Origin of the sequence: Streptomyces pyxinicus, assembly GCF_024753135.1 — a bacterium.
GTDB lineage: Bacteria > Actinomycetota > Actinomycetes > Streptomycetales > Streptomycetaceae > Streptomyces > Streptomyces pyxinicus.
Genome location: NZ_JANUGP010000005.1, coordinates 149,393 through 171,395, shown reverse-complemented (window position 1 = coordinate 171,395; position 22,003 = coordinate 149,393). Strand labels below are relative to the sequence as shown.

The following is a 22,003-nucleotide window of genomic DNA, read 5'->3' as shown; positions in this document are numbered from 1 at the left end:
TAACTCATCATGTAATGCAGGCTTGAGAAGCACAAGGGGGTGCGCATGACCGGACGTCCGGGCCGCACCGGTACGACCACCCGCGGCGGTGGTCAGGCCGGTGCCGGGGACCTGCTCGAACTGGTGCGCAGCGGGCGGGCCGTGACCCGCGGTGCCCTCCAGCAGGCGACCGGACTGTCCCGGGCCACCGTCGGCCAGCGCCTGGACCGGCTGTTCCGGGCCGGCTGGCTGCGCGAGGGCGCGGGCGGCCCGGTCGACTCGCCGCTCGGCGGGCGCCCCGCGATCACCCTGGAGTTCGACGACGCGCACGCGGTCGTCCTCGCCGCCGACCTGGACACCCGGCACGCCCGTGCCGCCGTGCTCACCCTGTCCGGCGAGATCCTGGCCGAGCACGCCGGCACGCTGGTGGTGGAGGACGGCCCGGAGCGGGTGCTGGGCGAGCTGGGCCGCTGGTTCGCCGAACTGCTGGTGAAGGCGGACCGCCCGGCCGCGCGGGTGTGCGGGATCGGGCTCGCCGTACCGGGGCCCGTGGACAGCGGGACCGGCCGGGTGGTGCAGCCCCCGATGATGCCGGGCTGGGACGGCTACGACATCAGGGGCCGCCTCTCCCGCGCCCTCACCGAACACTCCGGCGCCCCGGCGGTGCCGGTCCTGGTCGACAACGACGCCAACCTCATGGCCTACGGCGAACAGCGCACCGGCCACCCGGACTGCGCGGCGTTCGTCCTGGTGAAGGTCTCCACCGGGATCGGCGCCGGGGTCGTGGTGGACGGCTCGATCTACCGGGGCATCGACGGCGGCGCGGGCGACATCGGGCACATCCGGGTCGGCACGGAGGCGCTGTGCCGGTGCGGTTCGTACGGCTGTCTCGCCGCCGTGGCGAGCGGGGGTGCCGTGGCCCGGCGCCTCGCCGAGTCCGGGGTGCCGGCCGAGTCCGGCGCGGACGTGCGGGAGCTGCTGGCCGCCGGGCACCCGGAGGCCGCCGCGCTGGCCCGGGAGGCCGGGCGCCGGGTGGGGGACGTGCTGGCGACGGTGGTGACCCTGCTCAACCCCGGGGTGCTGATGATCGCCGGGGATTTGGCCGGAACCCCCTTCCTCACGGGCGTGCGGGAGCTGCTCTACCAACGGGCGCTGCCCCGCTCCACGGCCGGTCTGGACGTGCTCACCTCGCGCTGGGGTGACCGGGCCGCGCTCATCGGAGCGGGTGCGCTGGTCGTGGAGTACCTGTACGCGCCGCAGCGGGTGGAGGAGCGGTTGCGCGCGCTGGGCGTGTGACGTCCGGGTTTCCGGTGCGGCGGGGTGTGTTTCAGGGTCCGCGGGACGGTCCGCATGGTGAAATCCGGCGGCCTGTGGCAGCGTGATTCTCGCCACCCTTGATAAGGGTTGCGCTCAGATGAGCGGATCAAGCACGGTTGCACTTCCTCAAGGGGTGGCACTCGGTGCCACCCGATGATCGTTCATCGATCGAACTCAACCGTGTCAAGCCCCGCTCATCCGAGCGGTTTGTTACCCCTGAAGGCATGGCTGCGTTCAAGAAATGAAAACACCAGCGCCGCTTGGCTTGCCAAGCCTTGACTTTCGATCCGCTGGCGGACGAGTGGTTACGGGCCCATGACGCGCAAGTGGACGTACCCAGGGGCCTTCGATCTGGGTATGTTCCTGGCCGTCAGGGCAGCCACCGTGGCCTCAAGGAGTCGAGACCCGTGTCGGAAAACAAAGAACCCCACGTAGCGAAGTTCGTTTATGACTTCACCGAGGGCAACAAGGACCTCAAGGACCTCCTCGGTGGCAAGGGCGCCAACCTCGCCGAGATGACGAACCTCGGTCTGCCGGTCCCTCCCGGCTTCACCATCACCACGGAGGCCTGCAAGGTCTACCTGGACAGCGGTGCGGAGCCCGCGGCACTGCGTGACGAGGTGAGCGCGCACCTCGACGCCCTCGAATCCCGCATGGGCAAGAAGCTCGGCCAGGCCGACGACCCGCTGCTGGTCTCGGTCCGCTCGGGCGCCAAGTTCTCCATGCCCGGCATGATGGACACGGTCCTCAACATCGGCCTGTCCGACGAGTCGGTGCAGGGCCTCGCCCAGCAGGCCGGCGACGAGCGCTTCGCGTGGGACTCCTACCGCCGCCTGATCCAGATGTTCGGCAAGACCGTCCTCGGCATCGACGGCGAGCTGTTCGAGGAGGCCCTGGAGAAGGCCAAGGAGGCCAAGCAGGTCACGGTCGACACCGACCTCGCCGCGGCCGACCTGAAGAAGCTGGTCACCGCCTTCAAGAAGATCGTGAAGAAGGAGGCCGGCCGGGACTTCCCGCAGGACCCGCGCGAGCAGATGGACCTCGCCGTCAAGGCGGTCTTCGACTCCTGGAACACCGACCGCGCCAAGCTCTACCGCCGCCAGGAACGCATCCCGCACGACCTCGGCACCGCCGTCAACGTCTGCTCCATGGTCTTCGGCAACCTCGGCCCCGACTCCGGCACCGGCGTCGCCTTCACCCGCGACCCCGCCTCCGGCCACCAGGGCGTCTACGGCGACTACCTCCAGAACGCCCAGGGCGAGGACGTCGTCGCCGGCATCCGCAACACCGTGCCGCTCGCCGATCTCGAGCGGATCGACAAGAAGTCGTACGACCAGCTCATGCAGATCATGGAGACCCTGGAGAACCACTACAAGGATCTCTGCGACATCGAGTTCACCATCGAGCGCGGCCAGCTCTGGATGCTCCAGACCCGCGTCGGCAAGCGCACCGCCGGTGCCGCCTTCCGCATCGCCACCCAGCTCGTGGACCAGGGTCTGATCGACGAGACCGAGGCGCTCCAGCGGGTCAGCGGCGCCCAGCTCGCCCAGCTGATGTTCCCGCGCTTCGACGACGGCGCGAAGGTCGAGCAGGTCGGCCGGGGCATCGCGGCCTCGCCGGGCGCGGCCGTCGGCAAGGCGGTCTTCGACTCGTACACCGCCGTCAAGTGGTCCCGCTCCGGCGAGAAGGTCATCCTGGTCCGCCGGGAGACCAACCCCGACGACCTGGACGGCATGATCGCGGCCGAGGGCATCCTGACCTCGCGCGGCGGCAAGACCTCCCACGCGGCCGTCGTCGCGCGCGGCATGGGCAAGACCTGTGTCTGCGGCGCCGAGGAGCTGGAGGTCGACACCAAGCGCCGCCGGATGACGGTGCCGGGCGGCCGGGTGGTCGAGGAGGGCGACGTCATCTCCATCGACGGCTCCTCGGGCAAGGTCTACCTGGGCGAGGTCCCGGTCGTGCCGTCGCCGGTCGTGGAGTACTTCGAGGGCCGGATGCACCCGGGCGCGGACGACGCCGACGAGCTGGTCGAGGCCGTGCACCGCATGATGGCCTTCGCCGACCGCAAGCGCCGGCTGCGGGTGCGCGCCAACGCCGACAACGCCGAGGACGCGTTGCGCGCCCGCCGCTTCGGCGCCCAGGGCATCGGCCTGTGCCGCACCGAGCACATGTTCCTCGGCGACCGCCGCGAGCTGGTCGAGCGCCTGATCCTCGCGGACACGCAGGACGAGCGCGAGGAGTCCCTGAAGGCCCTGCTGCCGCTCCAGAAGAAGGACTTCGTCGAGCTGTTCGAGGCGATGGACGGCCTCCCGGTCACCATCCGCCTCCTGGACCCGCCGCTGCACGAGTTCCTGCCGGACATCACCGAGCTGTCGGTCCGCGTGGCCCTCGCCGAGTCCCGCCAGGAGCCGCACGAGAACGAGCTGCGTCTGCTCCAGGCCGTACACCGGCTGCACGAGCAGAACCCGATGCTGGGCCTGCGCGGCGTGCGCCTCGGCCTGGTCATCCCGGGCCTGTTCACGATGCAGGTCCGCGCCATCGCCGAGGCGGCGGCGGAACGCCGGGCGGCCAAGGGCGACCCGCGCGCCGAGATCATGATCCCGCTGGTCGGCACGGTCCAGGAGCTGGAGATCGTCCGCGAGGAGGCCGACCAGGTCATCGCGGAGGTCCAGGCCGCCACCGGCACCCAGCTGAAGCTGGCCATCGGCACGATGATCGAACTCCCGCGCGCCGCCCTCACGGCCGGCCAGATCGCCGAGGCCGCCGAGTTCTTCTCCTTCGGCACGAACGACCTCACGCAGACGGTCTGGGGTTTCTCCCGCGACGACGTGGAGGCCTCCTTCTTCACCGCCTACCTGGAGAAGGGCATCTTCGGCGTCAGCCCCTTCGAGACGATCGACAAGGACGGCGTCGGCTCCCTGGTACGGGCGGCGGCGGAAGCCGGCCGCCGCACCCGCCCCGACCTCAAACTCGGCGTCTGCGGCGAACACGGCGGCGACCCCGAGTCCGTCCACTTCTTCCACGAGGCCGGCCTGGACTACGTCTCCTGCTCCCCGTTCCGCATCCCGGTGGCCCGGCTGGAGGCGGGACGGGCGGCTACGGAGTCCGCGGGGAGCGATCACCGGTAGGGGGCTGGGGCCTACGGCCGGTTCGACCGCTTGGCCTTACGGCTGGTTCGGCTGCTAGGTCATACGGTCCACTCGACCCCGGAGCCGCCGCCGGTCCCCGACCCTCACCGATCGGCGCCGGCTCCGGTTCACGAGAGAGGGGCGGCATCCTGTGCGGGGGTGCCGCCCCTTCGGGCTGAGGGCCGGGCGCGTCGCTCGGCTGGCGGCCTGTGCGCTTTCGGCCGGCTGGAGCCAGCCTTCCAGCGCGATGCGCACCACTTGCCGCCGCGCTTGCCACGAGGACGCGGGCGGTGTGCGCTCCGGTGTTGCTTACGTCAGGCAGCCACCGGCTGTTCGCTCTCCGGCGTCGACTCCTGCGAAGGGGAAGCCGTCGCCCTTCGGCGAGGTCGCAACAAGCTGAGCAGATCCGGGTCATGGCCCAGCGGTGCCAGAAGGATCAGCAGCCCAGCCCACATGGCCAGGGCGAAGCTCCACAGACCCATGACAACTGCGATGCCCAAATGGAACATGAACCCCGCCATCAGCAAGATCCAGCGCACTCTTTGCGGCAGAAGCAGAGCCGCTGCCAAGGAGAGTTCGAGTCCCAGGGGGAGCCACGTCATCAGCGCCACCCCGACCGGGTGCCGGACAATCGCGTCCAGTAGCGGGTGTAGCCAACCAGCCGCTCCGAACGCGTAGTTGTTGATCCAGTAGTACAGCGCCGTTCCGTCAGCCCACTCCGCATGCGGCAGCTTGGCCACGCAGGCCTGGAAGTACACGACCGACATCTGGAGCCGAGCCAGGACCAGGGCGCTGGTGCCGAGGAGAGCCAGGCGCCGGCGGCATGGGCCGATGACCGTTCCCTCTTGGTTTTGCGCCTGCCAGTGCCAGCGCCGGGTATCGCCGAGCGCGACGATGGCGATCAGCAGGCTGAGCAGCCAGGTGATCTGGTCGCCGCCGTCAGGGATGGCGATCCCCGTGAACACGCTGAAGGCGATGTAGGCGTGCGGGACGGCCGTCAAAGCCGGGCGCCACCCGCTGGCCACGAGCAGCAGGACGAGGCAGCACAGCCAGCGGACAGTCTCGTAGTCCTGCGAGGGGACGAGACACCACGCTCCAGCTCCGGTGACGCCTTTGCACAGGGGATAGTGGCCGACGGTGGCGACGTCGCGGAACAGGGTTGCGGAGTTGCTGAAGGCCAGGGTGCCCAGCGTGCCCAGGGCGAGCAACGTCCTCGCCAAGCCGTATCCGGAAGTCCAGGGCACGGGGATCTTGAGTTGACGCATCAGCAGGTCACCCTCAACACCATGACGCGCTCGGGTGAGTGCGTGTCGTCGACAAGATCACGCCAGGCCCACGGGGTGGGGCGTTCCTGCAGGAGTCCCACCGTTCCGCACAGAGAGGGCTCAGGTGAGTCATTTCTGATCGTCCGCGTCGGGGGGCCGAATTTGGCAAGGCAGCTTTCACGAACTTGTGTGCAGGGGTGCCAGTCACTCTTCTGCGCCGCAGACAGAACCATGGCTACCTCCACTCCTTGAGCCCGCGAGGCCCGATCAAGGCCGAAGAAGTTCCTTGGTGAAGAGTGAGGCGTCATGGACAGCGATCGCCACTTTCCCGCCCGCTTGCCGTAGGGAACCACTTCCACGTCGCGGGGCGACTTCGTGAAGAAAGCCCATCCTTGTGGGGCGACGTTGACGACTGTGTGCCGGACTTCATTCTGTGCCGGCAGCGTGATCGTGTTTTTAGGGAGCTGCTCTTGTGCTACATACAGGACAATAATGGCCCAGGCAAGGCAGACGACAATGATTGCCCGTCTTGACACGGCAATAGTCTGGGAACCAGCTCTTGTGAGACTCTCACGTATGGTGTGCATTGCGTTTTTCATGGTCTCCTCGGCCCTTGCCCGGATTCGCCGGGCCGCCCGCCGGAAGGGGTGAAGCGTCTGCAGCCACTTCACCCCTCTCCTCCCCGCGGGTCAGGCCTTGAGGGCCTCCGTCACCTGGGCCACGGCCTCATCGCGGGACAGCTGGGAGCCGTCACCGGCGGTGGGTTCGGGGCTCCAGAACCAGTTCTTGCCCTTCACGAAGTTGGCCCCCACGGCGACCGTCACGGTGACCACCGCGCCGGCCGCCGTGATGACGGCCGCGACGTGCACCACTGCGGCGCCCACGGCGACGGTGACCCCGCACAGCTGGCCGTTCTCCTCCGGCGTGGCACTTGTGCCCGCCTTCTGAGCCACGGACAGGAGCATGTTCTGGGCGTCGATCACGGCCTGCTCGACCTGGCGGGGGTTGCCGCTTCGCACGTTGCCGCTGAACTCGGCGAAGAAGCCGGGCGACTTCTTGTTGATCAGCTCGACGACCGCGTTCGAAGCGCGGATCTCGTCGTAGGAGTCGTTGTCGAGGTGCTGCCGGGCCTCGGCGAAGAGGTCGAGGTGGGCGAGTTCCTGGCCCACCTTCCCCTGGGCGAAGAACAGGCCCCGGAAAACGTCTTCACCATCTGCCTTCACGGAAACGGCGGGCGCCTTGGCAGTCGAAACGGCAGACTTGGTGGCCGGTTCCGCAGTGGCAGCCGGAGCGGCTGCCAGGCAGACCGCTGTCGCCGTGATGCCGGCAAGGGCGAGCATACCGCGCTGTTTGATATTCAATTTGTTCCCCTCTTTTGGACTGAGTCCGCCGAGGGAGCGCGAGCGCATGGTCAGTGCACTCCCCCCGGCGCCTGATCTTTCCGAAGGGATCTTCACATGGCTCTTACCAGAATCCAACCTTTTTGTGGTTTGGATCACAGCTTCACTGTGGAGTGGTTCATTCCGATTCGGTGAAGTCGATCTGTTTTCAGCCACCAGATTTCAGGCGGCGGCAGGGCGGTGTATTCAGTCCGATTGGGCTGTGCTCAGCGCGTTCAGCAGAGCGGCACCCCGCTCGGCGTCGTCAATGCTGACGGCGAATTCTTTTCCCTTGCTCGTGCGGATGACGAGGCACTGCCCCCCGCGCAGCATCACCGTGGTGCCCAGCCCGCTGAGCCGGTACCCCCAGCCGCCCACCTGCGCAGGGGTGCGGTCCTCGGTGCGGGCGGACTCGATGTCCGTCGCAGGCCAGCGTCGCGCAGGCCAGCCGAACGGCCCGAAGCCCACCTCCAGACCCCTCTCGGACACGCGGGCCTGGACCGCCGCACAGCCGGCCACCGTGAGGGAGGCGAGAGCGAACGGGATGAACAGCGCCCACGACGGGCCCGGTTCGGCAAGGCCGCTGACGAGAGCGATGACCGCTGCCGCGGCTATCAAGCCGCTCACCGCGGCCAGTACCTGAAGCCAGGGATTGGCGGTCCGGGACAACCACACCATGCGCTGCCCTTCGGGTATCCGCAGGACGGGCTCCGGGTGTTCCTGCATCGCGGAAGCGGCGGCGGTCTGCCGTCCACGACTGTTCAGCATCAGCCATCCGGTCAAGCCTGCGGCCACCGTCGCCACCAGGGTGGCTACGAGCCACGGGGTCGGCTCACGCGCGTCGTACCAGTGGGCGCGGTCGAGGTTCGCCCGGACGACCGAGGCCTGCGCGCCGGCCAGCAGGACGCCTCCGGGCAGCAGGAGGGCCGCCATCCACGGTTGTCCGGCGGCTCGGGTGACGCCTTCTCGTCGTCGCAGCGCCAGGAGTGCGACGGCCGCCAGTAACAGCCAGATGAGGGTGGGGAACAACGATGCGGCCCACAGCGGCATCGAACCGTCGGGCGTGCCATCCCCGAGTTCCCAGTGAGTGGCCAGTCGGTCCGGCAGCCGTCCGCTCGCGGTCCACGGCAGCGCGGCGATCACAGCCGCAGCGCCCGCCACCCACGCCACGCCACCCCAGCCGGCCCCACGTCGTCGGCCCATCACGGTATCTCCCTGATCATCTCGATGAGTTCGTTCCTGCTGTAGCCCAGTCGGGCCGCGTCGGCCACCAGGGCGTGTACTCGTTGCAGCAGATCCGACCGCTGGCCGGCGTCTTCGGCCACGGTCACCCCGCGCCCCCTGCGGAACTCCAGCAGGCCGTCGTCCCTGAGGCTGCGCAGCCCCCGCAGGACGGTGTTGACGTTGACGTCGAGCACCTGCGAGAGATCGCGAGCCGACGGCAGACGATCCCCCGGCCCGCACTCGCCCTCCGCGATGGCGCGACGAATCGCGCTCGCCACCTGCTCGTGCAGGGGGCGGATGTCCCTCTTGTCCAAACGTAGCAGCATGGTGCTACTGACGATAGCACCATAGTCGTCTCTTTCGTGAGGGCCGGTGCCTGGCCTTGGATACCGTTCCCTCCATGTCATCCGTACTGGACACGCCGGCCGCCGAACCTGCCGGGAAGCTCGCCGCCGGGTACGGCGTGGTCGACGCCAGGGTGGTGCGCCCGCTCGGCCCCGAGGCCGGTTCCTCTCGTGGTGCGCGTGTCCAGCTCAAGGACTTCACCACCGGCGCTTGCCCCGACCCCGGCGGCCCGGTCCGTCCCGTCGCCGACTGGCCGGCCGTCGTGCGGGAGGCCTTCGACCCGTTCGCAGAGGCCATGGCGGGCGAGGCCCGGAGGCAGGGCCTGGGCCGCCTCCTCCGGTGGGCCGCGATGCACTGGGGTCAGTCCCACGGTGCCTCCTATCAACTCCTCCAGACCGAGGTCGGCGGTCCCTCCGATCGGCTGTGCCGGTCGGAGGGGCTGATCTCCCTCGGCTTCCGTCACACGACCGGGGCGTAGTGGCCGCACAGGCCCTCGTTGTGCCATGTCCAACGGCACACTCATGGTGTGACTGGCGACGACGTCGATTTCCTGCCCGGTGAGGGCCCACCAGCGGTATCTCCGTCATGCTGACCGCCGGGACGTTGCAGGCGATCCGTGAGCGGGTCGGCGAGCGGGGCGTCTCGGCGTATCTGGAGCAGGCGGCTCGGCGGCAGATCGAGCGGGACAAGCTGGGTGAGCTGATCGCGGAGGGCGATGAAGTGCACGGGCCGGCCGATCCCGAGGCCGTGGCGGCCAAGCGTGCCCGGCTGGCCGACATCGGGCTGCTCGCCACCGAGTACCCGCGCGTGCGTCCGGAGAAGGGCTGAGCCGCACCGGCCGAGTGCCGGGCCGCCTGCCATGGTCCCCTTGGCCGGATTTCGTACGCCTTGGGCAGATCGGTCCCCGGGAACGTGTTTAGCCCAGGCCCTCCGGGTCAAGCGACGTGTGGGAAAGCGGTGTCGGTTGGGGCGGTCTTCGGTGTGTCCGGAGGCGGCGGGCCGTACGACACCGATCGGACGGCGTCCGTGCCCCGGGGGAGACGCTGCTGACGCATGACGAAAGGCAGACTGATGACGGAGATCCGACCTGCTGCCACCACGACCGATTCCGGCGCGCCGGTGGAGAGTGACGAACACTCGCTCACCGTGGGCCCCGGGGGGCCGATCCTGCTGCAGGACGCGTACCTGATCGAGCAGATGGCGCAGTTCAACCGGGAGCGGATTCCCGAGCGCCAGCCGCACGCCAAGGGGAGCGGCGCCTTCGGTCACTTCGAGGTGACCGACGACGTCAGCAAGTACACGAGGGCGGCACTTTTCCAGCCCGGGATCCGTACCGACCTGGTCATCCGCTTCTCGACCGTCGCCGGTGAGCGGGGCAGCCCGGACACCTGGCGCGACCCGCGCGGCTTCGCGGTGAAGTTCTACACCAGCGAAGGCAACTACGACATGGTCGGCAACAACACGCCGGTGTTCTTCGTGAAGGACCCGATGAAATTCCAGCATTTCATCCGGTCCCAGAAACGCCGCGCGGACAACAACCTGCGCGACCACGACATGCAGTGGGACTTCTGGACGCTCTCCCCGGAGTCCGCGCACCAGGTCACCTGGCTGATGGGTGACCGGGGCATTCCGCGCAGCTGGCGCCACATGAACGGCTACACCTCCCACACCTACATGTGGATCAACGCCGCCGGCGAGCGGTTCTGGGTGAAGTACCACTTCAAGACCGACCAGGGCGTCGAGTTCTTCACGCAGGACGAGGGCGACCAGATGGCCGCCGCCGACACCGATTACCACACACGGGACCTCTTCGAGCACATCCGGGACGGCGACTTCCCGAGCTGGACGCTGTACGTGCAGGTGATGCCGTACGCGGAGGCCGCCGACTACCGGTTCAACCCGTTCGACCTCACCAAGGTGTGGCCGCACGGCGACTACCCGCTCATCCGGGTCGGCCGGATGACACTCGACCGCAACCCCGTCGACAACCACGCCCAGATCGAGCAGGCGGCGTTCCAGCCCAACAACTTCGTCCCCGGCATCGGGCCCAGCCCGGACCGGATGCTGCTGGCCCGGCTGTTCTCGTACGCGGACGCCCACCGCTACCGCATCGGCGCCAACTACCAGCAGCTGCCGGTGAACGCCCCCGTCGTCGACGTCCACACGTACTCCAAGGACGGGGCGATGGCCTTCCGGAACACCACCGACCCGGTGTACGCCCCGAACTCCAAGGGCGGACCCGCCGCCGACCCGGAGCGTTTCGGAGCCCCGCCGAGCTGGACCGCCGACGGCGAGATCACCCGGGCCGCCTACGTCTCCCACGCCGAGGACGACGACTGGGGGCAGCCCGGCACCATGGTCCGCGAGGTCCTGGACGACGCCGCCCGGGACCGGCTGGTCGACAACGTCGTGGGGCATCTCCTCAACGGCGTCACCGAACCGGTTCTGGAGCGCGCCTTCGCGTACTGGTCCAACATCGACGAGACCGTCGGCAAGCGCATCGCCGACGGGGTGCGGGCCAAGGCCGACGAGAAGGACCCCAAGGCCGCCGGGCAGGGCAACCCGGCACGGAGTTCCATGCAGCACAAGGCCTGACGGCCATCGGTCAGGGCGCCGGGAGGATGAGGCAGGTGGTGGTCGCGTGGGCCACCAGCCTGCCGTCCTCGTCGTGGACCCTGCCCTCGGCGGTCGCGGTACGGCGGCCCACGTGGACGGTTGTTCCGGTGGCGATCAGGGTCTGGCCCGCGGTGTGGGCCGCGCGGATGTAGTTGACCTTGAGTTCCAGGGTCGTATAGCCGGTGCCGGCGGGGAGCGTGGTGTGCACCGCGCAGCCCATGACCGAGTCGAGCAGGGTCGCGGCGATCCCGCCGTGTACGGCGCCGAGCGGGTTGGCGAAGTCGGGGCGCGTGGTCAGGGAGATGACCACGCGCCCTTCCTCGACCTCGTCGAAGCTCATGTCCAGCAGGCGTCCGATGAAGGCCGCCCCGTCTCCGTCGCGATGCTGGAGGCGGCGGATCAGGTCGAGGCCGGAGGGGGCGGCGGCGGTGTCGGGCGTGGTGGTCACGGGGTTTCTCGCTCTCGGGTGTCGGTCGGCGGGGATTCCGCCGCTGTCTGGAGCCGGCGCAGGGTGGTGCGCATGCCGGTGCGGTTGGCTGCGGCCCGCCGGGCGGGGGTGGTGCCCGCCAGCAGCACGCCGAGCAGGTCGGTGACGCGCCCGCCGGGTCCCCGGCGCAGGTCCTGCCACGCCTCGGTGACCCGGGTGTGTCGGTCGTCCAGGGGCTCCAGCCGGTACGTCCATCGCGCGATCGGCAGGCCGAGGATCGAGACGTGGAAGGCGAACGCGTACGGCGGCCGGTGCGTGGTGACGCGGCAGACGGTGAACCAGCGGCGGGCCCCGCGCCGGTTGAAGCCGAGGAAGAGCGGGCCGGGGCGGCGGCGGGAGCGCAGCACCCACACGCCGGAGCACTCGGGGCTCAGGCGGGGCATCGCGGACGGATCGCTGAGCAGGAGGAAGAGGGTTTCGGCGGGGGCGGCGATCTCCCGTGACTCCTCCCACCGCCTGGTCCGCTCCGGGCGGCGGCGGGCGGTCAGCGGACCGTCTCCCGTTCGGGGCGCGGGCGGCGGGCGCCGAGGATCACCGTGAAGACGACCGCGTAGCTGACCGGGACGAGCAGCGGGGCGAGCCCCACGGTGGGGACGCCCGGCAGCCGCGGGACCGGGTGGTGGTGGCCGGGGCCGTTCATGGCCTGCGCGCGGAAATCCGGGTCGGTCAGGAAGGCGTGCAGCAGGGCGCTGATGACCCACGAGCAGGCGAGGGCCATGGCGGTGGTCCTGAACGGCGTCGACCGCGCGCCCTTCTCGACCAGCAGATGCGTCAGCGCGCCCGGGGCGAAACCCCACACCATCAGCAGCCAGAGGGTCAGCAGGGCCGTCCCCGCGGTGCCGTGCGCGGCGGACAGCAGGGACGCGTGCCACAGGGCCAGGTTCAGCAGGACCGCGGCGGCCGACAGCGTGAACGCCGTGGGGGCCGTAGTCCTCCGGGTCCTCGGCGGCACGCTCACCGGAAGACCCCGAGCCGGCTCATCAGGGCCGCTCCCTTGGGCGAGTTGAGGTGGAAGCTGCCCAACAGGCCGCCGGCGACGGCTCCGGCGTACCCCTTGGCCAGGAACAGCGCGGGCATGTCCCGCGAACCCCAGTAGTTGAGGCCCACGTTGTGGTCCAGGCTCCAGCACAGCGTCTGGCAGACGGCGAAGAGCAGGGCGCCGCTGACGGCCGTCGCGGCGTAGGAGGCCCGGCTGCCCGGGGCCAGGCCCGCGGTGGCGAGGTAGGTCAGTGCGCCGACGGCCGCGCCCATCCCGATCCCGCAGAGCCCGAGCGTCCACACCAGGCGCCACAGCAGCGGGCCGTGGTCCGGGAACAGGACGAGGCCCAGGACCAGGAAGGACGCCTCGCCGACGAATCCGGTCAGGACGAAGACCTTGATGGTGTTCGCGGCGCGGGTCTCCGGTGTGAACGCCCCCGGCGACCTGGCCGCGCCGGACAGCTCTGTCATACCCAACGTGCGGCTCCTGCGTCAGGGAGGGTCGCCGAGTGCGGTCCACCCCGGCGAACGGTGCCCTGATGTCTACTACAAAACCGCGCCCCACCTCAATAGTCTATTTACGAGACTTACCGTAGAGGGGTCCTCAGCGTGCGGCGGCCGACATCTCGGCGGCCGTGTCCAGAAGCACCGGCGCCAGCTCGCGCACCCGCGCCGCGGGCAACCGGTCGCTGACGGCGGAGAGGGTCACGGCCAGGTACGGTTCCGCCGTCGCCGACGGGACCGGCGCGGCCATCCCGGAGACGCCGGGCAGCACGGTGTCCCGGTCGAAGCAGTAGCCGTACTCGCGGACCTGGACGAGCTGGCGGCGCACCGCCGTGAGCGTCTCCTCCAGGGGCGCCGACCGTACTCGCATCAGGCGTCTGAGGGCGTCGTTGGCCCGCAACTGTGCCCCCACCGCCTCCGGTTCGTGCCAGGCCAGCAGGGCGATGCCCGCGTAGGTGGTGCCGAGCGGGACCGTCTCGCCCACCTCGACCACGTCCGCCCGGATGGGATAGGAGCCGTCGGCACGGATCAGGTAGTGCACGCCGTCGAGCCGGCGGATCGCCACGTACACGGTGTCGCCCGTGCGCCGCGCGAGCCCCCGGGCCAGTTGCCGGAGGGTCCCGACGTCCCGGATCGGCGACGGGGCGCCGAGGCCGAGGGTGTACAGGGCGGGGCCGAGGCCGTAGCGCCGGGCGGGCCGCTGCTCGACCAGGCCGGCCGCGACCAGCTCACCGAGGATGCGGTGCGCCGTGGGGCGGGCGATCCCCGTCTCCCGCGCCAGGTCGAGCAGCCGCCGGTCACCGGCGCCCCCGCGCGCCAGCGCGGTGAGCAGCGCGGCCACCTTCTCGGTGACGCTGCCGTTTTCCACAGGTCTCTCCTCCCGTTCGCGTCTCCGAGGCGCCTGAAGTCCGATAACCGGACTCTGCCGCGCCTCGTCGCGAAGAACCCGGCCGAAGCACTGGTGGGGGCGTTGACGATACGTCCCGGGACCACGTGTCATCGCCGGTGAGGAGCCCGCGAGGTCCGGCCCGCCGACGGCGGCGACACCAAAAGTCCACTCAGCGGAATCACCTGCGAACTCCCTCCCCAGTCGTCACCATCCGAGCCATCCGAGCCAAGGGAGAGCCATGGCCACCAGCACGGTCCGGGAAGCGTCCGTCGAGGGCCCCCACCACGTCGAGGGAGTCGTGGACGTCGACGGCGTGTCCGTCCGGTACGTCGACTCCGGCCCCCGGGACGAAGCGGCCGAGGACGGGACCGCGCGTCCGCCGATCGTCCTCGTCCACGGGACCGGCGGGAGCATCGAGCGCGACTACGGCTTCCTGCTCCCGCTGCTGGCCTCCCGGCAGCGGGTGGTCGCGCTCGACTTCGCCCGGCCGGAACCGCCGTCCGACCGGCTCACCCTCGGCCACCTGGAACGGCAGGTCGTCGCGGCCTGCGAAGCCGTCCTGCCCGGCCGGTCCGTCACGCTCGTCGGCTACTCGCTCGGAGCCGTCGTGGCCACGGCGGTGGCCGCGCACCGGCCCGACCTGGCCGACCGCCTCGTGACGGTCGCGGGCTGGGCCCGCACCGACACCCAGCAGAAGCTGCGCAACGGCGTCTGGCGGCGGCTGCGCACCGAGAACTCCGCCGCCCTGCCCTCGTACATGGCCTTCTGCGCGCTCGGCGGCCCCTTCCTGGCGCAGGCCACCCTCGAACAGCTCGCGCCGCTGCTCCAGCACGGGACGCTGGACGAGTTCCTGGACCTCCAGATGGCCCTGAACGAGTCGATCGACATCACGGACCTGCTGGGGCGGGTCCGCGCCACCACGCTGGTGATCGGCTGCGCGCACGACCAGATGGTGCCCGTCCGGCACAGCAAGGCGCTGTTCGGCGCGATCCCGGACGCCCGCTACACGGAGATCTCCTCGGGCCACGCGGTGGTCTTCGAACGCCCGGCCCAACTCGTCCAGATCATCGACCGGTTCAACGCCGACCCGGACCGCCACCCGGCCGGCTCGCTCATCCCCGAAGCCCGCGTCTGACCGCCGCCCGGACAGCATGGAGATCCCTGTGAACCCCACCAGCGACACGCTCACCCACCTGCCCCCGCCCGAGCACGCCGACGTGCTCGTCATCGGGACCGGCTTCGCCGGCCTCGGCACCGCCGCCCGGCTCAAGCGCCGGGGCACGCACTCCTTCGTCGTCCTGGAACGGGCCGACGACGTCGGCGGCACCTGGCGGGACAACACCTACCCCGGTGCCGCCTGCGACGTCCCCTCCCACCTGTACTCCTTCTCCTTCCGCCCGAACCCCGACTGGTCCCGGCTCTTCGCCCGCGGTCCGGAGATCCACCGCTACCTGCGCGACACCGCCCGGGACGAGGGACTGCTGCCGCACATCCGCTTCGGCGCCGAGGTCACCCAGGCCCGCTGGGACACCGTCACGCGCCACTGGGTCGTCACCACCGCGCGCGGCGTCTTCACCGGCCGGTTCCTGGTCACCGGGACCGGGCACCTCAGCGACCACAGCCTCCCGGACATCCCCGGCCTGGCCGGCTTCGACGGCCCGGTGTTCCACTCCGCCCGCTGGGACCACGGCACCCCGCTCGCCGGCAAGCGCGTCGCGGTCGTCGGCTCCGGGGCCAGCGCCGTGCAGATCGTCCCCGAGGTGGCCGAGGCCGCCGCCGAGGTCGTGGTCTTCCAGCGCAGCGCGCCCTACGTCGTCCCGCGCCCGGACCGCGCCTACACCGACACCGAGAAGCGGGTCTTCCGGCGCGACCCCGAGGCCGTACCGGCGCACCGCGCGGAGATCTTCTGGTACCTCGAAGCGGGCTACGCGGCCCGCCGTGCCGCCCCTCACCAGCTCGCCGAGGCCAAGGCCGCCGCCCGCGCCCACCTGGAGCGGCAGGTCGCCGACCCGGAGCTGCGGGCCGCGCTCACCCCCGACTACGAGCTGGGGTGCAAGCGGGTCCTGATCTCCGACACGTACTACCCCGCGCTCACCCGCGACCACGTCCGCCTCGAACCCTCGGCACTCGCCCAACTCGAACCGGGTACGGCCGTCGCCGCGTCGGGCGCCCGGCACGCCGTGGACGTCGTCGTCCTGTGCACCGGGTTCGAGACCGCCGAGCCGCCCTACGCCCACCTCGTCCACGACGGCGCCGGCACCTCCCTCGCCGAGCACTGGGCGCAGGGCATGGAGGCCTACGCGTCCACCACGGTCGCGGGCTTCCCGAACCTCTTCCTCGTCAACGGCCCGAACACCGGCCTCGGACACAACTCGATCGTCCACGTCATCGAGGCCCAGGTCACCTACGTACTCGGCGCCCTCGACTGGAGCCGCGCCCACGGCGACCACGACGTCGAGGTCACCCCGGCCGCCCAGCGGCGGTACACCGGTGAGCTGGCCCGGCGCGGCGCGGACACCGTCTGGCACTCGCGGGGCTGCGAGAGCTGGTACCTCGACCCCCGCAGCGGCCGGCTCACGCTGATCTGGCCGGACTTCGCCGACGAGTTCCGCCACCGCAACGGCACCTTCGACCCCCCGGCCTACCGAGCGCCCACCCTCACCCCCGCCCCCGTCACTCCCTGACCGACCACCCGAGGATTCCCATGCCCCAGCTGCGCTCCGGCGGCGCGACCCTCGCCTACACCGACACCGGCGCGCCCCCGCACCGCCCGGACGCGCCCACGGTGCTCTTCGGCCACGGCCTGCTGTTCGGCGGCTGGATGTTCCGGCCGCAGGTCACCGCGCTGCGCGACCGCTACCGGTGCCTCTGCCTCGACTGGCGCGGCCAGGGCGTCAGCCCGGCCGCCCGGGACGGCTACGACATGGACACCCTCACCCTGGACGTCCTGAACCTGCTGGACGCCCTCGGTACCGGGCCCGTGCACTACGCCGGCCTGTCCATGGGCGGCTTCGTCGGGATGCGGCTCGCCGCCCGCCACCCGGACCGCGTGCGGTCCCTGTCGCTCCTCGCCACCACGGCGGACGGCCTGCGGCCGCGGCGGGCCCGGCAGTTCCGGCAGCTCGCCGTGGTGCACCGGCTCGTCGGCCTGCGGCCGGTACGGCGGCGGGCCGCGGCCCTGGCCTTCGGCGCCACCTTCCTGGACTCACCGGGCAGCGGGCCGGTGCTCGCGGAATGGGAGCGGCGCGTACGGCAGGGCAGCCGCACCGGTGTCGCCCGCGCCGCGCGAGCCGTCGCCGACCACCCGCCGGTGGCGGACGAGCTGCACGGCATCACGGCACCGACCCTCGTGCTGGTCGGTGCCGAGGACGTCTCCACACCCCCGGCCGACGCGGAGCGGATCGCCGCCCGGATCGGCGGAGCCCGGCTGGAGGTCATCGCGGGGGCGGGCCACACCCCGACCCTCGAACAGCCCGGAGCGGTCTCCCGGAGCCTGCGGGACTTCCTCACGGAGGCCGACCAGCACCCCTGAGCCCTCCCGGCCCGCGCTATAAGCTGGCGGAATGCGACGGACGTCCTTCGAAAGCTGGCCCTGCTCGGTCGCCCGGACCACCGATCTGCTGGGCGACTGGTGGACCCCCCTCGTGCTGCGCGAGGCGTTCTACGGGACCCGGCGCTTCGAGGACTTCCAGAGCGAGCTGGGCATCGCCCGCGCGACCCTCACCGAGCGGCTGCGCCGGCTGGTCGAACTCGACATCATGGCCAAGCGGCCGTACCAGGACCAGCCGCTGCGCCACGAGTACGTCCTGACCGAGAAGGGCCGCGATTTCTTCGGCGTGCTCATGGCCATGGTGGCGTGGGGGGACCGCTGGCTCGCCGACGAGGCCGGGCCCCCGGTGCTGTTCGAGCACCGGCCGTGCGGCCACCACACGCACGCCGATGTGGTCTGCGACTCCTGCGGCGAACCGCTGCGGCCCGCCGACGTCCGGCCCCGGTTCGGACCCGGCTACCCGAGCGAACGCGCCGCCCTGCCCCGAGCCCGGGAACGCTTCGCGGACTCCTGACCGGCGCGTCGGCGGGAGGCGGCGCCCGCCATGGGCGCCGCCCGCTGTACCCGACCCGTCAGATCGAGCCGTCCGTGTTGACCGGTCCCACCTGGAACAGCCCCGAGCAGGTCTTCCAGGACGCCGGCACCAGCACCGCGGTGTGGGACGCCGGGGCGTAGACGCGGAGGTAGGCGCCGGTGCTCAGGCAGGGGCCGCCGACCGGGCCGTTGGTGGTGCGGACGACGGAGGACGCCGAGTGGCCCGGGGCCAGGGTGACCGTGCCGTAGGAGCTGCCGCTGTGCTTGGCCGCGGCGCCGATCTGGTGGTGGGCGGTGTCCACGACGCTGACGCCCGGGTAGCCGCGCACGGCGCACTTGGTGGTGCTGGTGTTGGTGAAGTCGATCGACCAGTACAGCGAACCGGCCGCGCCCTCCTTGTGGCCCATGGACAGGTACAGATCGCTCGCCGCACAGGTGCGCGCGCCCGCCGACGCCGCGTGCGCCGACGCCGGGGAAGCGGCCCAGGCCGCGCCGGCGGCGGTCAGGCCCACGAGGGACGCGGTCAGGGCCGCGACCGCGCCGCGCCGGGGGGTCGTGCCGAGAATCCTGGGAGCGTTCGGACGAGAAAGCATGGTGTATCCATCTCCATCGGGTGAATCGGTGGATGCGGTCACTGTGTTGGATGCGCCGCCCGCCCGAAAAGTTGGGTGATTTTTTCGCCGGGGTCTCCCCGGGGCCGACACACCGCCGAAACACGCCTTTCGTAATCCGCGCGCAAGGTTGATCGTTGGGCCGTGCATCGATGACCGACGTCAGGGGGCACAACGATGACCATCAGCCGCAGGGCACTGCTGGCGGCGGGCGCGGGGACCGGACTCCTCACCGCCTGCGGGTCCAACACCGGCCGGGGGAGCGGGGGTTCGGAGCCCGAGTTGTCGCAGTGGTACCACCAGTACGGCGAGACCGGCACCGAGCAGGCCGTCCAGCGGTACGCCCGCGCCTACCGCAAGGCCCGCGTCGAGGTGCAGTGGCGGCCCGGCAACTACGACCAGCAGACCGCCGCCGCGCTGCTCACCGACTCCGGCCCCGACGTCTTCGAGGGCGGCCCCACGCTCGACCAGATCCAGGGCGGCCAGGTCGCCGACCTGACCCACCTGCTGGACGGTGTGCAGGACGACTTCAACCCGGCCGTGCTCCAGCCGAAGACGTACGACGGGAAGGTCTGGGGCATCCCGCAGGTCATCGACACGCAGTTCCTCTACTACCGCAAGAGCCTGCTCGCCGACGCGGGAGTGCGGCCGCCCACCACCCTGGACGCCCTGGTCGACGCCGCACGGCAGCTCACCGGCAAGAAGACCAAGGGACTGTTCCTCGGCAACGACGGCGGCGCCGGCGTACTCGGCGGAACCCCTCTGTACGCGGCCGGACTTGAGATCATCACGCAGGACGGCGAGGTCGGCTTCGACGACCCCGCCGCCGCCCGCACCCTCGGCAAGCTGCACCGGCTCTACGCCGACAAGTCCCTGCTGCTCGGCGCCCCCGCCGACTGGTCGGACCCGTCCGCCTTCCTCCAGGGGCTCACCGCGATGCAGTGGTCCGGGCTGTGGGCGCTGCCGCAGGTGCGGAAGGAACTCGGCGACGACTTCGGGGTGCTGCCCTTCCCGAAGGACGGTGCCCACGGCCGGCCCGCCGTGCCCGTCGGCGCGTACGGGGCCGCCGTCAGCGCCCGTAGCGAGCGGCGCGCGGACGCCGAGGACTTCGTGAAGTGGCTCTGGGTCGAACGGACCGACTACCAGGAGGACTTCGCGCTCTCCTACGGCTTCCACATCCCCGCCCGCATCTCCCTCGCCCGGAAGGCCGGCAAGCTCACGTCCGGTGCCGCCGCCGACGCGGTGCGCTTCACCACCGACCACGGCCACACCGCCCAGCCGCTGCTGTGGACCCCGGCGAGCCAGACCGCCTACCAGGACGCCCTCAGCCGGATCATCAAGGACGGCGCGAGCCCGGAGAACGAACTGCGGTCCGTCGTACGGAAGGTGACCGCCGAACTCGACCGCGTGAAGAAGAACTCTCAGAAGAACACGAAGAAGAAGCCGTGAGGCGCGGGCGCGGGAGCGACGCCCTCTGGTTCTGGGTGTTCGTCGGGCCCTTCGCCGCCGGGCTCGCGCTCTTCACCTACGTCCCGTTGCTGTGGAGCGTGGGCCTGAGCTTCTTCGACGCGCACAACACCGTCACCCCCACGCACTTCGTCGGCCTCGACAACTACACGGCGATGCTGAGGGACGACGCGTTCCTCTCCAGCCTGCGGACCTTCCTCGTCTTCACCGCCTTCATCGTCCCCGTCACGTACGTCTGTTCCCTCGCGCTCGCCCTGATGGTCAACCGCGTCGGCCGGGCCCGCGCGTTCTTCCGGTCCGTCTTCTTCCTGCCCGCCGCGTGCAGTTACGTCGTCGCGGCGATGGTCTGGAAGATGTCGCTCTTCAACGGGGTGCGGTTCGGCCTCGCCAACACCGTGCTCGGCTGGTTCGGCGCCGAGCCGGTGGCCTGGCTGTCCACCACCGACCCGCCCTGGTACTGGCTCGTCATCGTGACCGTACGGCTGTGGCTCCAGGCCGGGTTCTACATGATCCTGTTCCTCGCCGGGCTCCAGCGCATCGACCCGGTGCTCTACGAGGCGGCGGCCGTCGACGGGGCCCGGCCCGGCTGGACGGTGCTGCGCCACATCACCCTGCCCCAACTGCGCGCCACCTCGGTCGCGGTGCTGCTCCTCCTCGTGGTCAACGCCTTCCAGGCCTTCGACGAGTTCTACAACCTGCTCTCCGACGCCCGGGGTTATCCGCCGTACGCACGGCCGCCGCTCGTCTACCTCTACTACACCGCCCTCGGACAGGGGCAGAACCTCGGACTGGGCAGCGCGGGCGCGGTGATCCTCGCGCTGGTCGTCGCGCTCGTCACGGTCGGGCAGGCGCGCTGGCTGCGGCTGGGAAGGACGGACGCCGATGGATGACGCCCTGGTGCGGGCCGGGCGGGCGCTGCGGCTGGTGCTGCTGGTCGCGCTCGCCCTGCTCTTCCTGATCCCCTTCTACCTGCTGGTGCGCAACGGCCTGGCCACCGAGCAGGACATCACCTCGCCCGACTGGACGTTCGTCCCACGCGAACTGAGGTGGGGCAACGTGCGGGAGCTGTTCGCCGACCCGTCCGTGCCGTTCGCCCGCTCCCTGCTCAACTCCGCGCTGATCGCCGTCGCCACCACGCTCGGCACCCTGCTGCTCGCCTCCCTCGCGGGCTACGGCCTCGCCCGCATCCCGTACCGGCACGCGACCAAGGTCTTCTACGGCGTCCTCGGCACCCTGCTGGTCCCGGCCGCCGTCACCTTCGTGCCCAGCTTCGTGCTGGTGTCCTCGCTGGGCTGGATCTCCACCCTGCGCGGACTGATCGTGCCGACCCTGTTCTCGGCGTTCGCCTGCTTCGTCTTCCGGCAGTACTTCCTCGGCTTCCCCCGGGAGCTGGAGGACGCGGCGCGGGTCGACGGACTCGGCCACTGGCGGACGTACTGGCTGGTGGTCGTGCCCAACGCGCGCCCGGTGTTCGCGGCCGTCGGCACGATCGTGTTCCTCGGCGCCTGGAACTCCTTCCTGTGGCCGCTGGTGATCGGACAGGACCGGAACGCCTGGACGGTGCAGGTGGCGCTGTCCTCCTTCACGACCTCGCAGGTGATCCGGCTGCACGAACTGTTCGTCGCCGCCGCCGTGTCGATCCTGCCCCTGCTGCTGGTGTTCCTGTGCTTCCAGCGGTGGATCGTGGCCGGCGTGGAGCGCTCGGGCATCGACTGACTAGGGTCGCGATC

23 protein-coding genes are annotated in these 22,003 nt (G+C 70.7%); 12 read left to right on the top strand and 11 right to left on the bottom strand.

Annotation, left to right across the window (positions count from 1 at the left end; genetic code table 11):
- The first annotated feature begins 45 nt into the window (after positions 1-45).
- Both NX794_RS09255 and ppdK read left to right on the top strand, forming a co-directional pair.
- A complete protein-coding gene (locus NX794_RS09255; protein WP_258777796.1) occupies positions 46-1,275 on the top strand; it encodes an ROK family transcriptional regulator in 1,230 nt (409 codons plus the stop codon).
- A 428-nt stretch (positions 1,276-1,703) separates the two neighbouring features.
- The gene (gene ppdK, locus NX794_RS09250; RefSeq protein ID WP_258777795.1) at positions 1,704-4,424 is read left to right on the top strand and encodes a pyruvate, phosphate dikinase; all 2,721 of its coding nucleotides are present in this window, start codon (positions 1,704-1,706) and stop codon (positions 4,422-4,424) included.
- 314 nt (positions 4,425-4,738) lie between these two features.
- On the opposite strand, the gene NX794_RS09245 is transcribed toward ppdK, so the two are convergent.
- From NX794_RS09245 to NX794_RS09230, 5 genes are all read right to left on the bottom strand, one after another.
- Complete coding sequence (locus NX794_RS09245) at positions 4,739-5,689, bottom strand: sporulation-delaying protein SdpB family protein (RefSeq protein ID WP_258777794.1); 951 nt, start codon at positions 5,687-5,689, stop codon at positions 4,739-4,741.
- On the bottom strand, positions 5,689-6,276 hold the full coding sequence (locus NX794_RS36050) for an SdpA family antimicrobial peptide system protein (RefSeq protein ID WP_428985883.1): 588 nt from the start codon (positions 6,274-6,276) through the stop codon (positions 5,689-5,691). The genes NX794_RS09245 and NX794_RS36050 overlap by 1 nt, the downstream gene beginning before the upstream one ends.
- Positions 6,277-6,378: 102 nt before the next feature.
- The gene (locus NX794_RS09240; RefSeq protein WP_258777793.1) at positions 6,379-6,912 is read right to left on the bottom strand and encodes a sporulation delaying protein family toxin; all 534 of its coding nucleotides are present in this window, start codon (positions 6,910-6,912) and stop codon (positions 6,379-6,381) included.
- A gap of 363 nt (positions 6,913-7,275) precedes the next feature.
- Complete coding sequence (locus NX794_RS09235) at positions 7,276-8,271, bottom strand: DUF1648 domain-containing protein (RefSeq protein WP_258777792.1); 996 nt, start codon at positions 8,269-8,271, stop codon at positions 7,276-7,278.
- Positions 8,271-8,618, bottom strand: a complete 348-nt coding sequence (locus tag NX794_RS09230) for a GntR family transcriptional regulator (RefSeq protein ID WP_258777790.1) — start codon at positions 8,616-8,618, stop codon at positions 8,271-8,273. Before NX794_RS09230 ends, NX794_RS09235 begins: the two co-directional genes overlap by 1 nt.
- Before the next feature lie 74 nt (positions 8,619-8,692).
- On the opposite strand from NX794_RS09230, the gene NX794_RS09225 reads away from it, so the two are divergent.
- The 3 genes from NX794_RS09225 (at position 8,693) to NX794_RS09215 (ending at position 11,232) form a co-directional block, all read left to right on the top strand.
- Positions 8,693-9,115 carry a hypothetical protein gene (locus tag NX794_RS09225; protein ID WP_309505974.1) on the top strand — a complete coding sequence of 141 codons (423 nt, stop codon included), beginning with the start codon at positions 8,693-8,695 and terminating at the stop codon, positions 9,113-9,115.
- Between the two features lie 107 nt (positions 9,116-9,222).
- Positions 9,223-9,465, top strand: a complete 243-nt coding sequence (locus NX794_RS09220) for a hypothetical protein (RefSeq protein ID WP_258777789.1) — start codon at positions 9,223-9,225, stop codon at positions 9,463-9,465.
- A gap of 243 nt (positions 9,466-9,708) precedes the next feature.
- On the top strand, positions 9,709-11,232 hold the full coding sequence (locus tag NX794_RS09215; RefSeq protein WP_258777927.1) for a catalase: 1,524 nt from the start codon (positions 9,709-9,711) through the stop codon (positions 11,230-11,232).
- A 10-nt stretch (positions 11,233-11,242) separates the two neighbouring features.
- Here NX794_RS09215 and NX794_RS09210 read toward each other — a convergent pair whose 3' ends face one another.
- The 5 genes from NX794_RS09210 to NX794_RS09190 form a co-directional block, all read right to left on the bottom strand.
- Positions 11,243-11,701: a PaaI family thioesterase gene (locus tag NX794_RS09210; RefSeq protein ID WP_258777788.1), complete on the bottom strand. Its 459-nt coding sequence runs from the start codon at positions 11,699-11,701 to the stop codon at positions 11,243-11,245.
- Complete coding sequence (locus tag NX794_RS09205; protein WP_258777925.1) at positions 11,698-12,228, bottom strand: SRPBCC family protein; 531 nt, start codon at positions 12,226-12,228, stop codon at positions 11,698-11,700. Before NX794_RS09205 ends, NX794_RS09210 begins: the two co-directional genes overlap by 4 nt.
- Positions 12,225-12,698 carry a hypothetical protein gene (locus NX794_RS09200; RefSeq protein WP_258777787.1) on the bottom strand — a complete coding sequence of 158 codons (474 nt, stop codon included), beginning with the start codon at positions 12,696-12,698 and terminating at the stop codon, positions 12,225-12,227. The genes NX794_RS09205 and NX794_RS09200 overlap by 4 nt, the downstream gene beginning before the upstream one ends.
- Entirely contained in the window at positions 12,695-13,189 is a 495-nt protein-coding gene (locus NX794_RS09195; RefSeq protein WP_258777786.1) for a hypothetical protein, read from the bottom strand. The genes NX794_RS09200 and NX794_RS09195 overlap by 4 nt, the downstream gene beginning before the upstream one ends.
- Before the next feature lie 133 nt (positions 13,190-13,322).
- Positions 13,323-14,090 carry an IclR family transcriptional regulator gene (locus NX794_RS09190; RefSeq protein WP_258777785.1) on the bottom strand — a complete coding sequence of 256 codons (768 nt, stop codon included), beginning with the start codon at positions 14,088-14,090 and terminating at the stop codon, positions 13,323-13,325.
- A gap of 259 nt (positions 14,091-14,349) precedes the next feature.
- Between NX794_RS09190 and NX794_RS09185 the strand changes: the two genes are divergently transcribed.
- Genes NX794_RS09185 through NX794_RS09170 form a run of 4 tightly spaced genes read left to right on the top strand, consistent with a single transcriptional unit; the run spans position 14,350 to position 18,175 of the window.
- Entirely contained in the window at positions 14,350-15,246 is an 897-nt protein-coding gene (locus tag NX794_RS09185) for an alpha/beta fold hydrolase (RefSeq protein ID WP_258777783.1), read from the top strand.
- A gap of 28 nt (positions 15,247-15,274) precedes the next feature.
- Complete coding sequence (locus tag NX794_RS09180) at positions 15,275-16,795, top strand: flavin-containing monooxygenase (protein ID WP_258777782.1); 1,521 nt, start codon at positions 15,275-15,277, stop codon at positions 16,793-16,795.
- Positions 16,796-16,815: 20 nt separating this feature from the next.
- Positions 16,816-17,643 carry an alpha/beta fold hydrolase gene (locus NX794_RS09175; protein ID WP_258777781.1) on the top strand — a complete coding sequence of 276 codons (828 nt, stop codon included), beginning with the start codon at positions 16,816-16,818 and terminating at the stop codon, positions 17,641-17,643.
- A 31-nt stretch (positions 17,644-17,674) separates the two neighbouring features.
- On the top strand, positions 17,675-18,175 hold the full coding sequence (locus NX794_RS09170; RefSeq protein WP_258777780.1) for a winged helix-turn-helix transcriptional regulator: 501 nt from the start codon (positions 17,675-17,677) through the stop codon (positions 18,173-18,175).
- Between the two features lie 58 nt (positions 18,176-18,233).
- On the opposite strand, the gene NX794_RS09165 is transcribed toward NX794_RS09170, so the two are convergent.
- Positions 18,234-18,788 carry a DUF4232 domain-containing protein gene (locus NX794_RS09165; protein WP_258777779.1) on the bottom strand — a complete coding sequence of 185 codons (555 nt, stop codon included), beginning with the start codon at positions 18,786-18,788 and terminating at the stop codon, positions 18,234-18,236.
- Between the two features lie 195 nt (positions 18,789-18,983).
- On the opposite strand from NX794_RS09165, the gene NX794_RS09160 reads away from it, so the two are divergent.
- From NX794_RS09160 to NX794_RS09150, 3 genes are read left to right on the top strand one after another with little or no spacing between them, the layout of a single operon-like run.
- Entirely contained in the window at positions 18,984-20,255 is a 1,272-nt protein-coding gene (locus NX794_RS09160) for an ABC transporter substrate-binding protein (RefSeq protein ID WP_258777778.1), read from the top strand.
- Positions 20,252-21,163: a carbohydrate ABC transporter permease gene (locus NX794_RS09155; protein WP_258777777.1), complete on the top strand. Its 912-nt coding sequence runs from the start codon at positions 20,252-20,254 to the stop codon at positions 21,161-21,163. The genes NX794_RS09160 and NX794_RS09155 overlap by 4 nt, the downstream gene beginning before the upstream one ends.
- Positions 21,156-21,989 carry a carbohydrate ABC transporter permease gene (locus NX794_RS09150; protein WP_258777776.1) on the top strand — a complete coding sequence of 278 codons (834 nt, stop codon included), beginning with the start codon at positions 21,156-21,158 and terminating at the stop codon, positions 21,987-21,989. Before NX794_RS09155 ends, NX794_RS09150 begins: the two co-directional genes overlap by 8 nt.
- The last annotated feature ends 14 nt before the right edge of the window (positions 21,990-22,003 follow it).

Coding starts and splice junctions, on each gene's coding strand:
- NX794_RS09255 (WP_258777796.1), top strand. CDS start 46: ATGACCGGACGTCCGGGCCGCACCGGTACGACCACCCGCGGCGGTGGT.
- NX794_RS09175 (WP_258777781.1), top strand. CDS start 16,816: ATGCCCCAGCTGCGCTCCGGCGGCGCGACCCTCGCCTACACCGACACC.
- NX794_RS36050 (WP_428985883.1), bottom strand. CDS start 6,276: ATGCACACCATACGTGAGAGTCTCACAAGAGCTGGTTCCCAGACTATT.
- NX794_RS09170 (WP_258777780.1), top strand. CDS start 17,675: ATGCGACGGACGTCCTTCGAAAGCTGGCCCTGCTCGGTCGCCCGGACC.
- NX794_RS09165 (WP_258777779.1), bottom strand. CDS start 18,788: ATGCTTTCTCGTCCGAACGCTCCCAGGATTCTCGGCACGACCCCCCGG.
- NX794_RS09235 (WP_258777792.1), bottom strand. CDS start 8,271: ATGGGCCGACGACGTGGGGCCGGCTGGGGTGGCGTGGCGTGGGTGGCG.
- NX794_RS09220 (WP_258777789.1), top strand. CDS start 9,223: ATGCTGACCGCCGGGACGTTGCAGGCGATCCGTGAGCGGGTCGGCGAG.
- NX794_RS09160 (WP_258777778.1), top strand. CDS start 18,984: ATGACCATCAGCCGCAGGGCACTGCTGGCGGCGGGCGCGGGGACCGGA.
- NX794_RS09225 (WP_309505974.1), top strand. CDS start 8,693: ATGTCATCCGTACTGGACACGCCGGCCGCCGAACCTGCCGGGAAGCTC.
- NX794_RS09150 (WP_258777776.1), top strand. CDS start 21,156: ATGGATGACGCCCTGGTGCGGGCCGGGCGGGCGCTGCGGCTGGTGCTG.
- NX794_RS09215 (WP_258777927.1), top strand. CDS start 9,709: ATGACGGAGATCCGACCTGCTGCCACCACGACCGATTCCGGCGCGCCG.
- NX794_RS09185 (WP_258777783.1), top strand. CDS start 14,350: ATGGCCACCAGCACGGTCCGGGAAGCGTCCGTCGAGGGCCCCCACCAC.
- NX794_RS09195 (WP_258777786.1), bottom strand. CDS start 13,189: ATGACAGAGCTGTCCGGCGCGGCCAGGTCGCCGGGGGCGTTCACACCG.
- NX794_RS09230 (WP_258777790.1), bottom strand. CDS start 8,618: ATGCTGCTACGTTTGGACAAGAGGGACATCCGCCCCCTGCACGAGCAG.
- NX794_RS09245 (WP_258777794.1), bottom strand. CDS start 5,689: ATGCGTCAACTCAAGATCCCCGTGCCCTGGACTTCCGGATACGGCTTG.